Genomic DNA, 15,441 nt, shown 5'->3' with positions numbered 1-15,441 from the left:
TGCCGCATTGTCATGACGCAGCGCGGCAGGGGCGGCCGCTCTACACAAAGCTTTGCGGGTCGATGTCGATGTCCACCCTCAGACTGCCGGTGGCGCGCGGCGCGCCCGCCATCCAGGCGCGGACATAGGCGGAGAGGTCGAAGCTGCGTTCGCAACGGGCGAGCAGGCGGTAGCGGTGGCGGCCGCGAATCAGCGCCAGCGGCGCCTCGGCCGGGCCGAGCACGCGCACCTTGTCGGTGAAGGGCGAGCAGGCGGCCAGCGCGCGGGCATGGGACTGCGCCGCATGCGGGTCCGTGCCTGAGATGATGAGGGCGCAGAACCGGGCGAAGGGCGGCAGATGCGCCTCCTCGCGAATGGCGATCTCGCGGTCATAGAAGGCGTCGCGGTCGCCCGCCACCAGTGCCTGCATCACCGGGTGCTCGGGCATGTAGGTCTGCAAAAAGGCGCGCCCTTCCACCTCATGGCGGCCGGCGCGGCCGGCGACCTGATGCAGCAGCTGGAAGGTACGCTCGGCGGCGCGGGGGTCGCCATGGCCCAAGCCCACATCGGCATCGATGACGCCAACCATGGCGAGGCCGGGGAAATTATGCCCCTTGGCGACGAGCTGGGTGCCGACGATGATGTCGACCTCGCCATCCTCGATCGCTTTGAGTTCGGCGCGCAGCCGCTCCACCCCGCCGGCGAGATCGCTGGAGAGCACCTGCAGCCGGGCCTCGGGAAACAGCTTCGCCGCCTCCTCGTGCAGTCGCTCGACGCCGGGACCGCAGGGAATGAGCGCATTGGGTTCGTGGCAGTTCGGGCATTCATTGGGCACCGGCATGGCATAGCCGCACTGGTGGCACTCCAGCCGGCGGCGGAAGCGGTGCTCGACCAGCCAGGAGGAGCAGGAGGGGCATTTGATGCGGTGGCCGCAGGCGCGGCAGAGGGTGAGTGGGGCATAGCCGCGCCGGTTGAGGAACAACAGCGCCTGCCCGCCGGCCTCGATGGTGCGCTCCATCTCGCGGGCGAGGCGCGGGGCGATCCACTGGCCGCGCGGCGGGCCCTCGCGGCGCAGATCGATCGGCTCCAGCCGCGGCACCTTGGTGCCGGCGAAGCGCTCGGGCAAGGCGAGGCGGGTGTAGCGCCCGCGCCGGGCGTTCACTTCCGTCTCGATCGAGGGGGTGGCGGAAACCAGGGCGATGGTCGCCCCCTCCAGCCGCGCCCGCACCACCGCCATGTCGCGGGCGTGGTAATGGACGCCGTCCTCCTGCTTGTAGGCGCTGTCATGCTCCTCATCGACGAGGATCAGGCCGAGATCGCGGAACGGCAGGAACAGCGCCGAGCGGGCACCGGCGACCACCGAGACCTCGCCCGAGGCGACGCCGCGAAAGATCCGCCCGCGCCGCTTGGTCGACACGGCGGAGTGCCATTCCGCCGGCCGCACGCCGAAGCGGCGGGCAAAGCGGTCGAGAAAGGCCTGGGTCAGGGCGATTTCCGGCATCAGGATCAGCGTCTGCCGTCCCTGCCGCATCGCTTCCGCCACCGCCTCGAAATAGGCCTCGGTCTTGCCCGAGCCGGTGACGCCGTCGATGAGGAAGGGCTGGAAGGCGCGCGCCTTGACCGAGGCCACCAGCTGCGCGGCGGCCTGCGCCTGCGCCGGCAGCAGCTCCGGCACGGCATGGTCCGGGTCCGGCGTCTCGGCGGCGGGCTCGGGCGGCAGCACCACCGTCTCCAGCACGCCATCGTCGATGAGCCCGTCGACCACGGAAGGCGACACGCCCGCCTCCTTCGCCGCCTCGCTCTTGGCGCGCACGAACCCGTCTTCCAGCGCGGCGATTACTTTTTCGCGCGCCTTGGTGCGGCGCTCGGGCCGGTGATCGGTGAGCCGCACGCCGATGCGCTCGCGGGTGATGCCGGCGCTCTCGTCATGGCGCAAGGCGAGGCGCAGCACCATGCCGGGCGGGGTGACGGTGTAGTCGGCGATCCACTCGATGAAGGCGATCATCCCGGCGTTCAGCGGCGCCACATCATAGCGGCGCTGGATCGCCTTCAGCTTGGCGGGGTCGACCGGTTTGGGCTCAGCGGTCCTGGAGTCGGATCGGCTCGGCCAGACGCAGCCGAGCATGGTGCGGGTGCCGAGCGGCACCACCACGATATCGCCCACCGCCACCTCCATGCCCTCAGGCACGCGGTAGGAATAGGCCGAACCGATGGCGAGCGGCAGCAGCACATCCACCACGCGGGCACGCGAGGGGAACAGGGAGGGGGAATCGGCGGGAGCGGACATGGCGGGGGTCTTCATAGCGCATCGGCGCGCGGTGCGCCGGGTCGATCGAGCCGGCGCCGCATGCTGCCGGCAGCTCGATCATTCCCGAGCGAGGCGGGTTTCCGGTTCGCGTGAATGAAATGCGTAAAGACAAATTCCTGGAGCGCGGCCGGTGGACCGGCTTTCACCCGAGTGCCTCTAGGAAGGGACCGCCGGCCTGCTGGCGACGAGCACATAGTTCATGGTGAAGGTTGTCGGCGTGTCGCCTTCGAGAAAAGCGTAGCGCACAAAGGCGCTGAACATGGCTCTCATCAGGCGTCGAACCGGCAGGAACAGCCGGCCCTTGAGGCTGAGGCGGCGTTCGCATGGGGCTTTCAGGAGCTCCAGGCGAAGGCCGGTCGCCGACATGAGGCGCCGCAGCTTGTACACCCCCAGCGCATGCACATGGGTGGGGTCGCCATTCTGGAAGACCATCGAGAAGGGGCTGTCACCGTTCGGAAAGCGGGCGATCAGATGCCCCTCTGGTTTCAGGATTCGATGAATGTCGCGGCAGAGAGCCACCAGATCGTCATAGGGAATATGCTCGAAGACATCCAAGGCAACGACGACATCCGCCGTCTCCGCCGCGATTTCCGAGAGGTCGTCGACCACGGGGAAGCCGGCGCGGCGTGCCCGTTCCTGCAGCGCGGACTGAATCTCGCTTCCGATGACGTCGATGGCGCGGCTCCGACACCACCCCAGGAGCGATCCATTGCCGAAGCCGATTTCAACGAGGGACGCAGGCGTTGTTGATGCCTTCCTAATATAAGGACCAATCTCGCCGTCGAAATATGCTTGGCTGTAGGCATCGCAGGTGCCGAAAGCGTTCTCCTCCCAGCCTTTCCAGTCGATATAATCGGAATACGACATAGGTATTTCCAGCGAATTTCTCGATTGGAAGTCGATGTGACGAGTTGAGAGAGTATAATCAGCTAGCATGCCGCCGGAGTGTTGAACAGGCGGCCGATTCCAAGGTTCTCGGCGCGACTGGATAAGGGTGCCTCCGCCATAACGTCGGAGGTCCGGCAGCATCAGGAACGGCGTTTTTTAACGGCTGCGCCGTTAGAACGGATCGGCCGGCCTGGGGCAGGGCAAGCGGAGGTGAAGCCATGGCGAGCACGGACGCACAGAAGGCGGAGCGGGCCGAACGTGGGCTGCTGGCGGGGGCGGCGCCTGACGTGGCGGCGGCGCTCACAGGCTGGCTCGGGCGGCTCGGCCATGAGCGGCGGCTGGCGGCGAAGACCCGCGAGGCCTATGCCCGCGATGTCGCGACCTTTCTCGGCGTGCTGGCGCGCCATCTCGGCCATTCCCCCACCATGGCCGACCTCGCGCAGATGCAGCCGCGCGATGTGCGCGCCGTGATCGCCGCGCGCCGGGCCGAGGGCATCGAGGCGCGCACGCAGATGCGCTTTCTCGCCGCCGCCCGCTCCTTCGGCCGGCATCTGGAGCGCGAGGGGCTGGGCAAGGTGGGCGCGCTGACCGCCGTGCGCGGGCCGCGCATTCCCCGCACTTTGCCGCGCCCGCTGACCATGGCGGATGCGCGCGCCCTTTCCGACCCGGCCACACGGGCGGGGGATGCGCGCGAGCCGTGGATTCTCGCCCGCGACGCGGCGGTGCTGGCGCTGCTCTACGGTTCCGGCCTGCGTATTTCCGAGGCGCTGGGGCTGATGCGCCGCGACATGCCCCTGCCGGGGCGCGGCGACCAGATTCTCGTCCACGGCAAGGGCGGCAAGACCCGGATGGTGCCGGTGCTGCGCCAGGTTCTTGAAACGGTGGATGCCTATGCCCGCGCCTGCCCCTATGATCTGGAGCCCACGGGGGCGCTGTTTCGCGGCGCCAAGGGCGGTCCGCTCTCGCCGCGCGTGGTGCAGCTGGCGGTGGAGCGGATGCGCGGCGCGCTCGGCCTGCCCGACAGCGCCACCCCGCACGCGCTGCGCCATTCCTTCGCCACCCATCTCTTGGGGCGGGGCGGCGATCTGCGCTCGATCCAGGAACTTCTTGGCCACGCCTCGCTTTCCACCACGCAGATCTACGCCGCCGTCGACACGCAGACGCTGATGGCGGCGTGGAAGGCGTCGCATCCGCGCGCCACAGCGAAATAGGAGCGCGCGATGACTCCCATTCAGCCGATGATCGAGCACATGTCGATCGGGGTCAGCGACTATGAGCGGGCGCTGGCCTTCTATGACGCCGTGCTGGCCCCGCTCGGCTTCATGCGTGTCGCCTCCCATGCCGAGGCGGAGGGCGAATCCGCCTGCTGGGGTCCCGAAGGGGAGCTTCCCTCGCCGGAGGGCACGCCGGGCGCGGCGCCGTTCTGGATCCAGCACCGGGCCGAGGCGGTCACTCCGCCGCCGGGCTTCCACCTGTGCTTCATGGCGCCGACGCGCCGCGCGGTCGAGGCGTTCCACGCCGCCGGGCTGGCGGCGGGCGGGCGCGATGCCGGCGGGCCGGGCCTGCGCCCGCAGTATGGCGAGGGCTACTATGCCGCCTTCCTGTTGGACCCGGATGGCTGGAAGATCGAGGCCGTTACCTACACGGATGCGTGATCCCGCGGGGAAATGGCGGCCGGGCGGTGCCGGGGAACCGGAAGGGGCTTTTCACCTTGGGGAAGCTGGGGGACACTCGCAGGCGTTGGACCCGACCAGAGGAGACCAATTCATGAAGCGTCTCGTGACCGCTCTGTGCGCGCTTGCCCTGACCACCGCCGTCGCCGGAACCGCCTTCGCCTGCCCCTACCAGGCAGCCAAGGCGGCGCAGACCGACGTCAAGGGTTCCTGACCGGCCCTCGTCTTCCCCCTCGATACAGACCGGCCCGGAAGGTGACTTCCGGGCCGCTTTTTGCGTCGATCAAACGTCTGTCGCCGGCCGAGGGCCGCGCCCTCACATGTGGAGGGCGCGCTTTTCCACCGCCATCGCCGCTTCCTTCACCGCTTCCGAGCGGGTGGGGTGGGCGTGGCAGGTGCGGGCGAGGTCTTCCGAGGAGCCGCCAAACTCCATCAGCACCGCGCATTCATGGATCAGCTCGCCGGCCTCCGAGCCGATGATGTGGGCGCCGAGCACGCGGTCAGTGGTGGCGTCGGCGAGGATCTTCACGAAGCCGTCGGTCTCGTCATTGGCCTTGGCGCGGCCATTGGCGAGGAAGGGGAACTTGCCGACCTTGTAGGCGATGCCGGCCTGCTTCAGCTCTTCCTCGCTCTTGCCGACCGAGGCCACCTCCGGGAAGGTGTAGACCACCGAGGGGATGACCTCGTAATTCACATGGCCGGCCTGCCCGGCGAGCAGCTCGGCCAGCGCCACGCCCTCATCCTCGGCCTTGTGCGCCAGCATCGGGCCGGCAATGGCGTCGCCAATGGCGAAGATGCCGGGCACGCTGGTGCGGTAATAATGATCGGTGACGACGCGCCCGCGTGCGTCCTTCTCGACGCCGAGCGCCTCCAGCCCCAGCCCTTCGGTGTAGGCGACGCGGCCGATGGCGACGAGCACCACATCGGCCTCCAGCGTCTCACCTTCGCCGCCGGCGGCGGGCTCGACCGAGACCTTCAGCGTCGCGCCCGAGGCATCGACGCCCGTGACCTTGGCGCCGAGCTTGAACGCCATGCCCTGCTTTTCCAGGATGCGCTGGAACGACTTGGCGACATCAAGGTCCATGCCGGGCAGGATGCGGTCGAGATATTCGACCACCGTGACCTCAGCCCCCAGCCGCCGCCACACGCTGCCGAGCTCCAGCCCGATGACGCCGGCGCCGACCACCAGCAGCTTGCCCGGCACCTTGTCCAGCGCGATGGCGCCGGTTGAGGAGACGATGCGCGTCTCGTCGATCGTGATGCCCGGGAGCTTGGCCACATCCGAGCCGGTGGCGATGACGATGGCCTTGGCTTCCAGCGTCTGCTGCGAACCGTCCGCCATCGCGACATCGACCTTGCCCGGCGCGGGGATGCTCGCCGTGCCGTGGAAGGTGTCGATCTTGTTCTTCTTCATCAGGAAGGCGACGCCCTTGGTGTTGCCTTCCACCGCCTGGTCCTTGAAGCCGAGCAGCGCCGCGTGGTCGAGCTCCGGCGCGCTGACCTTGATGCCCATCTTGGCGAAGCTGTGCCCGGCTTCCTCGAAGCGGTGCGAGGCGTGCAGCAGCGCCTTGGAGGGGATGCAGCCAATGTTCAGGCAGGTGCCGCCGAAGGTGGCGCGCTTCTCGACCACCGCGACCTTGAGCCCAAGCTGGGCGGCGCGGATGGCGCACACATAGCCGCCGGGGCCGGTGCCGATGACGACAAGATCGTAGGACATGGTCAGTTCCTTGAGGGCTTGCTCGACATAGCGAGTTGCGTCAGTTGGCCTTCTGCACCGCGAGGCGCAGGCCCAGCAGCACGAAGGTCGCGCCGGTCAGCCGGTTGAACCAGCCTCCGAACGCCTTGAAACGGGCGCGTACGGAAGGGTTGGTGAAAAACAGCGTGACGCCGGCAAACCACGCGATCAGCGCGCTCGCCATGCCGATGCCATAGAGAAACGACACGGCCGCTGGCGTCTCATGGCTCACCAGCGCAGTGAAGAGCGAGAGGAAGAACAGCACGGGTTTCGGGTTGAGGGCATTGGTGAGGAAACCCATGCCGAAGCAGGCGCCCAGCGAGAGCGGCCGGCCCGCCGTGGCGCCCGCCGCCAGTTCGCCCTCGTTGATGTCGAGCGGCTTGTCGAAAAACGACTTCACCCCGAGATAGAGCAGATAGCCGACGCCCAGCCATTTAATGAGCGCGAACAGCGCGAGTGACTGCGAGACAATCAGGCCGATGCCTAGCAGCGTGTAGCTGATGTGGAACAGCAGCGAGGCGCCGATGCCAAAGCTGGTGAAAAGCGCGGCGCGCCGGCCATGCACCACGCTCTGGCGGACGACGAGGGCGAAATCCGCCCCCGGCGCCACGATTACCACCGCGAACACGGCCATCAGCGCCGCGAATTCGCTGACATAGGTCATTGCATCCTCCGCCGGGCCACGCCCGGTTCACCCACGCGTCCCGCTTACAGATCCAGCACGAGGCGGGTCGGGTCTTCCAGCGCTTCCTTGACGCGGACGAGGAAGGTGACGGCGCCCTTGCCGTCGACGATGCGGTGGTCGTAGCTCAGCGCCAGATACATCATCGGGCGGGCGACGATCTGGCCCTTCACCACTACCGGGCGCTCCTCAATGCGGTGCATGCCGAGAATGCCCGACTGCGGCGCGTTGAGGATCGGGGTCGACATCAGCGAGCCGTAAATGCCGCCATTGGTCAGGGTGAAGGTGCCGCCCTGCATGTCCTCGATGCCGAGCTTGCCGTCGCGCGCCTTGCGGCCGAGGCCGGCAATGGCCTTCTCGATGCCGGCGACCGAGAGCTGGTCAGCGTCGCGCACCACGGGAACCACCAGGCCCTTGTCGGTGCCGACCGCGATGCCGATGTGGTAATAATTCTTGTAGACGAGGTCGGTGCCGTCGATCTCGGCGTTCACCTCAGGCACGTCCTTCAGGGCCTGGATCACCGCCTTGGTGAAGAAGCCCATGAAACCCAGCTTCACGCCGTGCTTCTTCTCGAACACGTCCTTGTACTGGGCGCGCAGATTCATCACCGCCGACATGTCGACATCGTTGAAGGTGGTGAGCATCGCCGCCGTGTCCTGCGCGTCCTTCAGACGGCGGGCGATGGTCTGGCGCAGCTTGGTCATCTTCACGCGCTCTTCGCGCGAGGCGTCGTCTGGCGCCGAGGGGGCGCGGGCCGGAGCCGGGGCGCGGGCGGCGGCGGGTGCCGGCGCGGTGGCCAGCGCCGCGAGCATGTCGCCCTTGGTCACGCGCGCATCCTTGCCGGTGCCGGCGAGCATGGCGGGGTTGAGCCCGCTCTCCGCCGCCAGCTTGGCGACCGCCGGGCCGTTGGCGCCGGAAGACGCGGCAGCGGCCGGGGCCGGAGCTTCAGCCTTGGGGGCCTCTGCCTTCGGAGCATCCTTGGGGGCTTCGGCCTTGGCGGGAGCGGCGGCAGGGGTCGCCTTGGCCGCGCCGGAGCCTTCGCCGATGGAGCCGAGCAGCGCGCCGACGCCGACCGTTTCGCCGTCCTTGGCGATGATCTCGGAGAGCACGCCGGCCGAGGGCGCGGGCACCTCGATCGTGACCTTGTCGGTCTCCAGTTCGACAATGGGCTCATCGGCGACGACAGTGTCGCCCGCCTTCTTGAACCACTTGCCGATGGTTGCCTCGGTGACCGATTCGCCCAGCGTCGGAACGCGGATCTCGGTGGCCATGCTCGTTCTTCCTCACCGTTTGCCGGCTGCGGGGCCGGCACTCCCTCGGGTCTTGCGAACTCAGGTCTTGCGGATAGTCGCTATGCTCAGCCCAGGGCGTCCTGCAGGAACGCCTTGAGCTGCGCGAGATGCTTGGACATCAACCCCGTCGCCGTGGCGGCGGAAGCCGGGCGGCCGGTGTAGCGCGGCCGCGAGGAGGCGGAGCCGGCCTGTTCCAGCACCCATTCGAGATAGGGCTGCACGAAGGCCCAGCCGCCCTGGTTCTTCGGCTCTTCCTGGCACCAGACGATTTCCGCCTGCTTGAAGCGGCCGATTTCCTGCGCCAGCGTCTTGAGCGGGAAGGGGAAGAGCTGCTCGACGCGCATGAGGTAGATGTCGTCCAGCCCCCGGCGCTCGCGCTCCTCATAAAGGTCGTAATAGACCTTGCCCGAGCAGAGCACGACACGGCGGATCTCGCTGTCCGGCTTCAGCGTCACCGCCTCGGCCGGCAGGTTGGCGGCGAAGTTGCGGTCGGCATCGTCCCACAGCACGCGGTGGAAGGTGGTCTGCGGGCCGAACTCCGCCAGCGTCGAGACGGCGCGCTTGTGGCGCAGCAGGCTCTTCGGCGTCATCAGGATCAGCGGCTTGCGGAAGTCGCGCTTGAGCTGGCGGCGCAGGGCGTGGAAATAGTTCGCCGGCGTCGTCAGGTTGGCGACCTGCATATTGTCCTCGGCGCACATCTGCAGATAGCGCTCCAGACGGGCGGAGGAATGCTCCGGCCCCTGGCCCTCATAGCCATGCGGCAGCAGGCAGACCAGGCCCGACATGCGCAGCCACTTGCGCTCGCCGGAGGAGAGGAACTGGTCGAAGATCACCTGCGCGCCATTGGCGAAGTCGCCGAACTGGGCTTCCCAAATGGTCAGCGCGTTCGGCTCGGAGAGCGAATAGCCATACTCAAAACCGAGCACGGCCTCTTCCGAGAGCATCGAGTTGATGACCTCGTAATGCGCCTGCCCCTCCCGCACATGGTTGAACGGGGTGTGGCGCTCCTCGGTCTCCTGGTCGATCAGCACCGAATGGCGCTGCGAGAAGGTGCCGCGCTCGCTGTCCTGGCCGGACAGGCGCACCGGATGGCCGTCGAGCAGCAGCGAGGAGAAGGCGAGCGCCTCCGCCGTCGACCAGTCGATGCCGGCGCCGTCGTCGAGGATCGCCTTGCGGCGGGCGTCGAGGAAGCGCTGGATGGTGCGGTGGACGTGGAACCCCTCCGGCACGGTGGTGATGCGGGTGCCGATCTCGCGCAGCTCGTCGAAATCGACGCCGGTGACGCCGCGGCGCGGGTCGTCCTCGGCGGCGGCGGCCTTCAGCCCGGCCCAGCGGCCGTCGAGCCAGTCGGCCTTGTTCGGCTTGTAGGCCTGGCCGGCCTCATATTCGATGTCGAGCTTCGAGCGCCATTCCGCGCGCATGGCGTCGATCTCGCCCGGCGCGATGACGCCTTCGGCTTCCAGCTTGCGCGAGTACAGCTCCAGCGTGGAGGGGTGCTGCTTGATGAGCTTGTACATCAAGGGCTGGGTGAAGGCCGGCTCGTCGCCCTCATTATGGCCGAAGCGGCGGTAGCAGAACATGTCCACCACCACAGGCTTGCGGAAGCGCTGGCGGAATTCGGTGGCGATCTTGGCGGCGAAGGTCACGGCCTCGGGGTCGTCGCCATTCACGTGGAAGATCGGCGCCTCGATGGTCTTGGCGACATCCGACGGGTAGGGCGAGGAGCGCGAGAAGCGCGGATAGGTGGTGAATCCGATCTGATTGTTGATGATGAAGTGGATCGAGCCGCCGGTGCGGTGTCCCTTCAGTCCCGACAGGCCGAGGCATTCGGCCACCACGCCCTGGCCGGCGAAGGCGGCGTCGCCATGCAGCAGCAGCGGCATCACCTGGGTGCGTTCGGCGTCGCGCAGCAGATCCTGCTTGGCGCGCGACTTGCCGAGCACCACCGGGTCGACGATTTCCAGATGCGAGGGGTTGGCGGTCAGCGACAGGTGGACCTGGTTGCCGTCGAACTCGCGGTCGGAGGAGGCGCCGAGATGGTACTTCACATCGCCGGAGCCCTCGACCTCGTCGGGGGCCCAGGAGCCACCCTTGAACTCGTGGAACAGAGCGCGGTGCGGCTTGCCCATCACCTGCGTGAGCACGTTCAGCCGGCCGCGATGGGCCATGCCGAGCACGATTTCCTTCACGCCGAGATTGCCGCCGCGCTTGATGATCTGCTCCAGCGCCGGGATCAGGCTCTCCGCGCCGTCGAGGCCGAAGCGCTTGGTGCCGGTGTAGCGGACATCGAGGAACTTCTCGAAGCCCTCGGCCTCCACCAGCTTGTTGAGGATGGCGCGCTTGCCCTCGCGGGTGAAGGTGATTTCCTTGTCCGGGCCTTCGATGCGCTCCTGAATCCACGCCTTCTCCTCGGGCGAGGAGATGTGCATGAATTCGACGCCGAGCGTGGCGCAATAGGTGCGCTGGAGGATGGCGACCATCTGGCGGACGGTGGCGAACTCCAGGCCCAGCACATGGTCGATGAAGATCGGCCGGTCGAGATCGGCCTCGCGGAAGCCGTAGGAGGCGGGGTCGAGCTCGGGCGCGGCACGCACCGGCTCAAGACCCAGCGGGTCGAGCTTGGCATGCAGATGGCCGCGCATGCGGTAGGCGCGGATCATCATCAGCGCCTTGACGGAATCGCGGGTGGCCTGCTGGACGTCGGCGCTGGACAGCTCGACGCCGGCCTTCTGCGCCTTCTCGGCTGCCTTGGCCTCGACCTTGCGGCCGATCGCCTTCTCCACCTCGATCCACTGCCCGTCCATCGCCGAAACGAGCTCGCCATTGGCGTGGATCGGCCAGCCCTGCTTCTTCCAGGAGGCGCCGCGGGCGCTCTTCTCGACATCGGCCGGGGCGTCCTTCAGCCCGGCGAAGAAAGCCTGCCACTCAGCGTCCACCGAGCTGGGGTCGGCCTCATAGCGGGCATAGAGGTCCTCGATCCAGGCCGCATTGGCTCCGTAGAGGAAAGAGGTGTTGAGGAAGGTCTCGTTCACGTCCGCGCGCGACATCGTCGGCTCCTGGGGGACCGGTCGGGTCCGTTGGCAGTACTTTCGTGCCGTAGATCGCCTGCGGGGGTTGCCCCGGGCTGACTGCGGCGCCCCTTAGGGTGGGGCGAAAGTCGAAGGCTCTATATAGGCCTCGTATTCACCTCGGGAATGCCGCAGGAATGCGGCACGGGGATGCGAAAACGCTGGCCATCATTCACAAGCAATAACGGCACCGGCACTTGACGCGCCAGCGGCAGGAGCTTCCCGCCGCCTGGAAACGGCGAGATCGCCGTTCACGTCCTCGCGACGGGGCCATGTGCCCCGCCGGAGGCCGCTCGAAAAGCTCAAGCGCCGAGGCCGGGCGCGATCTTCTGGCACTCGCCGACCAGTTCCTTCACCGAGGCGACCGACTTGTCGAGCATGGCGCGCTCATTGGCATCCAGCTCGATTTCGACGATCCGCTCGACGCCATTGGCGCCGATGATGACCGGCACGCCGAGATAGAGGTCGTCAATGCCGTACTGGCCGGTGAGATAGGCGGCGCAGGGCAGCAGGCGCTTCTTGTCGCGCAGATACGAGGTCGCCATCTCGATCGCCGAGGCGGCCGGGGCGTAGAAGGCCGAGCCGGTCTTGAGCAGGTTGACGATTTCGCCGCCGCCCTTGCGGGTGCGGTCGACGATGGCGTCAACCTTCTCCTGGCTGGTCCAGCCCATCTTGACGAGGTCCGGCAGCGGGATGCCGGCGACGCCGGAATAGCGCACCAGCGGCACCATGTCGTCGCCATGGCCACCCAGCACGAAGGCGGTGACGTCTTCCACCGACACGTCGAACTCGTCGGCGAGGAAATAGCGGAAGCGGGCGGAATCAAGCACGCCGGCCATGCCGACCACCTTGTGGGTGGGAAGGCCCGAGGCCTTCTGCAGCGCCCACACCATGGCGTCGAGCGGGTTGGTGACGCAGATGACGAAGGCGTCGGGGGCATGCTGCTTGATGCCGGCGCCGACCTGTTCCATCACCTTGAGATTGATGCCGAGAAGATCGGAGCGGCTCATGCCGGGCTTGCGCGGCACGCCGGCGGTCACGATCACCACATCGGCGCCGGCAATGCCCTCATAGCCATTGGCGCCGACGAGCGCGGCGTCGAAGCCGAGGACCGGGGAGGCTTCGGCAATGTCGAGGCTCTTGCCCTGCGGGATACCTTCCGCCACGTCGAAAAGCACGACGTCGCCAAGTTCCTTGAGGCCGGCGAGAAGGGCGAGAGTACCGCCGATCTGGCCTGCCCCGATCAGTGCAATCTTTGCTCGAGCCATGAGATTTCCTGACTTTCCGAGGGGAGGGTGCGGCGCTCCGCCGCGCCGGGGTTCCGATAGACCTTATCGCTGCGTGGTTCAAGCGAGGAAGGCCGTTGAGGTAAATACGCCCGAGTACAACTTTCGGACCAAGTACTGGTATACGAAATACCTGTCCGCGACGGGCGCTGGCCGTGTTCTAGCGGCGCCGACTGGCGAGATCTTCCATCAGTTCGATCTGGATTGCCTGGATTTCCGCCAGGCGCTCCCATTGCCGCGTGAGCATGTGGTCGATCTTCTCGTGCAGATGGCGGATTTCCAGCTCGGCCTTCAGATTGACGCGGTAGTCGTTCTCCGAGCGTCGCCGGTCCTTCACCTCCTGCCGTTTCTGGCTCATCATGATGACGGGCGCTTGAAGGGCGGCGACGCAGGACAGCACGAGGTTCAAGAGGATGAACGGGTAGGGGTCGAAGGCGCCCATCAGCCCGGCGATGTTCAGCGCCATCCAGAGATTGATGAACACCATGAACGAGATGATGAAGGTCCAGCTGCCGCCGAAGGAGGCGATGGCATCGGCCGCGCGCTCGCCGAAGGTGCGCCCGAGCTCGATCTCGTCCTCGATATTCTCGGTGAGGATGTCGTTGGCGGCGAGGCTGGCGATGACGTCGTGGTCAAGCTCGCTGAGGTCGCCGCGCTCGGCCTTCAGCGTGGCGGCGATATAGGCGCTGCGCTCCTTCGCCAGCGCCTGGCGCGAGATATAGGCATCGGGCGCGATGTCGGGATGCAGCGCCCTGATGTGATCGGCAAGGCCCGGCCGCAGCATGTCGAGGCGCAGGCCATTGCGCGCGGAAACGATCTCGCCGGTGAGGGCGCAGCTGTGATGCGGGGAGGGTTGGTGGGGGTGGGGCGCGTGCGTGCTCATGCCGGAGCGTTCCTGTGAAAGGTGCCCGGGCGGCGGGCGTTTCTGGCATGCGGGAAGGGCCGGGCCGCCATCCGCGCCTCCATTCAGGTCTCGACGAGGCCGGTCGTGTTGCCGCTGGCGTGCGAATCGCCACGCCCATGCGGGCGGGCGATATAGTCGTCCGAGCGCATCTCGTGCAGGCGCGAGACGGTGCGGGCCCATTCAAAGGCTTCCGCACCCTCGGTGCCGAGATAGAGCTGCTCCGGCTCGGCGGGGGCGGAGGCGACCACCTTCACGCCCTTCTCATACAGCTCGTCGATCAGTGTGATGAAGCGCTTGGCCTCGTTGCGCGTGTCCTGGTCGAGCTGGGGAATGTGGTCGATGACCAGCGTGTGGTAGCTGCGGGCGAGGCGCAGATAGTCGGTGGCGCCCAGCGGCACGCCGCACAGATCGGCGAAGCTGAAGCGCGCCGCGCCGCCGCCGGCGCGGGGCACGGGGATGGTGCGGCCGCCGGAGGTGACGCTGGCGGGGGCGCCGCCGTCAATGCCGGCGATGCGGTGCCAGACCTTGTCCATCTCGCGGTCGATATCGGCCATGGTCTCGTGCGCCGCCGGCACATACCAGGTGCGGGCGCCGCCGAGCTTTTCCATCCGGTAGTCGGTGGGCGATTCGATCCGCACCACTTCCATGTGCTGCTCGATCATGGCGATGAACGGCAGGAACAGCGCCCGGTTCAGGCCGCCCTTGTAGAGGTCGTCCGGGGCGACATTGGAGGTGGCGACGATGACGACGCCGAGATCGAACAGTTTCTCAAACAGCCGGCCGAGGATCATCGCGTCGGCGATGTCGGTGACGTGGAACTCGTCGAAGCACAAGAGCCACGCTTCCTCATAGAGCGCGGCGGCGACCGGGGCGATGGGGTCGCCATCCTTGATGCGGCCTTCCTTCATGTCCTTGCGCACCTGGAAGATGCGGGCGTGGACATCGGCCATGAATTCGTGGAAATGCGCGCGCCGCTTGCGCTTGCGCACCGCCACGCTCTCATAGAACAGGTCGACCAGCATGGTCTTGCCGCGCCCGACGGCGCCGTGGATATAAAGGCCGCGCACGCGGGGAATCGTGTCCTCGCGCCGTGCGAACAGCCAGCCCAGCGCCGAGGATTTGCGGGCGAGACGGCGGGAGGCGATGCGCTGTTCGAGAGCCGCCAGCGCCCCGACCACCCGGGCCTGGCCGGCATCGGGCGTGATGTCGCCAGCCGCCATGCGGGCGACATATCGTGCGGCAAGCACCGAGCCGCCGGCTTCCGCCGCCACCATTTCCGCCATATTGGGGCACCCCGCAATGTTGCAGCGCACGCTTAACGTTAGCCGGCCGTTGCGGCAAGGGTTGCGAAAGACTACCGTTGCCCAAAGCAACCGTGGCGCAAGGCAAGCGTTGCGCAAGCCCGGCCAGGGGAAGACCGCCCCCGCCTCGGCCGGGTGCGCCGGACGACGGCACCAATGCGCGACCCATCCCCGAAAAATGCATGGCAGGGCGGCGGGAACCGACGGGCGGTTTGCGCGTTATTTTCGGTTTGCCTTGACCCGTCCGCATTTATTCCCTCACACTCGCTTGGCTTCTCCAGACGGGTGAGACCGGAATGCGGGTGCGCGGCTTTGGCGATTCTGG

11 protein-coding genes are annotated in these 15,441 nt (G+C 67.4%); 2 read left to right on the top strand and 9 right to left on the bottom strand.

All coding sequences use genetic code 11. The features are described from left to right. Positions 1-40: 40 nt before the first annotated feature. Together A3M1_RS0105990 and A3M1_RS0105985 are read right to left on the bottom strand one after the other, a co-directional pair. The gene (locus A3M1_RS0105990) at positions 41-2,266 is read right to left on the bottom strand and encodes a primosomal protein N' (protein WP_018388046.1); all 2,226 of its coding nucleotides are present in this window, start codon (positions 2,264-2,266) and stop codon (positions 41-43) included. A 177-nt stretch (positions 2,267-2,443) separates the two neighbouring features. Beyond that, entirely contained in the window at positions 2,444-3,154 is a 711-nt protein-coding gene (locus A3M1_RS0105985; protein ID WP_018388045.1) for a class I SAM-dependent methyltransferase, read from the bottom strand. Positions 3,155-3,393: 239 nt separating this feature from the next. Here A3M1_RS0105985 and A3M1_RS0105980 point away from each other — a divergent pair, with 239 nt between their 5' ends. Together A3M1_RS0105980 and A3M1_RS0105975 are read left to right on the top strand one after the other, a co-directional pair. Further along, entirely contained in the window at positions 3,394-4,386 is a 993-nt protein-coding gene (locus A3M1_RS0105980; RefSeq protein WP_018388044.1) for a tyrosine recombinase XerC, read from the top strand. Between the two features lie 9 nt (positions 4,387-4,395). Next, complete coding sequence (locus A3M1_RS0105975; RefSeq protein WP_018388043.1) at positions 4,396-4,830, top strand: VOC family protein; 435 nt, start codon at positions 4,396-4,398, stop codon at positions 4,828-4,830. A gap of 334 nt (positions 4,831-5,164) precedes the next feature. Here the strand turns inward: A3M1_RS0105975 and lpdA are convergent, their stop codons facing one another. From lpdA to zapE, 7 genes are all read right to left on the bottom strand, one after another. Then, a complete protein-coding gene (gene lpdA / locus A3M1_RS0105965; RefSeq protein WP_018388041.1) occupies positions 5,165-6,565 on the bottom strand; it encodes a dihydrolipoyl dehydrogenase in 1,401 nt (466 codons plus the stop codon). Positions 6,566-6,605: 40 nt separating this feature from the next. Beyond that, positions 6,606-7,247 carry a LysE family translocator gene (locus A3M1_RS0105960; protein WP_018388040.1) on the bottom strand — a complete coding sequence of 214 codons (642 nt, stop codon included), beginning with the start codon at positions 7,245-7,247 and terminating at the stop codon, positions 6,606-6,608. A gap of 44 nt (positions 7,248-7,291) precedes the next feature. Then, complete coding sequence (gene odhB, locus A3M1_RS0105955; protein ID WP_018388039.1) at positions 7,292-8,536, bottom strand: 2-oxoglutarate dehydrogenase complex dihydrolipoyllysine-residue succinyltransferase; 1,245 nt, start codon at positions 8,534-8,536, stop codon at positions 7,292-7,294. An 86-nt stretch (positions 8,537-8,622) separates the two neighbouring features. Further along, the gene (locus A3M1_RS0105950; protein ID WP_018388038.1) at positions 8,623-11,604 is read right to left on the bottom strand and encodes a 2-oxoglutarate dehydrogenase E1 component; all 2,982 of its coding nucleotides are present in this window, start codon (positions 11,602-11,604) and stop codon (positions 8,623-8,625) included. A gap of 323 nt (positions 11,605-11,927) precedes the next feature. Beyond that, positions 11,928-12,893 (bottom strand): malate dehydrogenase, encoded by a 966-nt coding sequence (gene mdh / locus A3M1_RS0105945; RefSeq protein WP_018388037.1) that lies wholly within the window; start codon positions 12,891-12,893, stop codon positions 11,928-11,930. A gap of 178 nt (positions 12,894-13,071) precedes the next feature. Continuing rightward, entirely contained in the window at positions 13,072-13,794 is a 723-nt protein-coding gene (locus A3M1_RS0105940; protein ID WP_018388036.1) for a DUF1003 domain-containing protein, read from the bottom strand. Positions 13,795-13,877: 83 nt separating this feature from the next. Further along, on the bottom strand, positions 13,878-15,098 hold the full coding sequence (zapE, locus tag A3M1_RS0105935; protein WP_018388035.1) for a cell division protein ZapE: 1,221 nt from the start codon (positions 15,096-15,098) through the stop codon (positions 13,878-13,880). Between the last annotated feature and the right edge of the window lie 343 nt (positions 15,099-15,441).

The sequence above is a fragment of the Ancylobacter sp. FA202 genome, from assembly GCF_000380205.1.
Taxonomy (GTDB): domain Bacteria; phylum Pseudomonadota; class Alphaproteobacteria; order Rhizobiales; family Xanthobacteraceae; genus Ancylobacter.
Note: the sequence above shows the minus strand (reverse complement) of the source record. Positions and strands in the feature narration are given on the sequence as shown.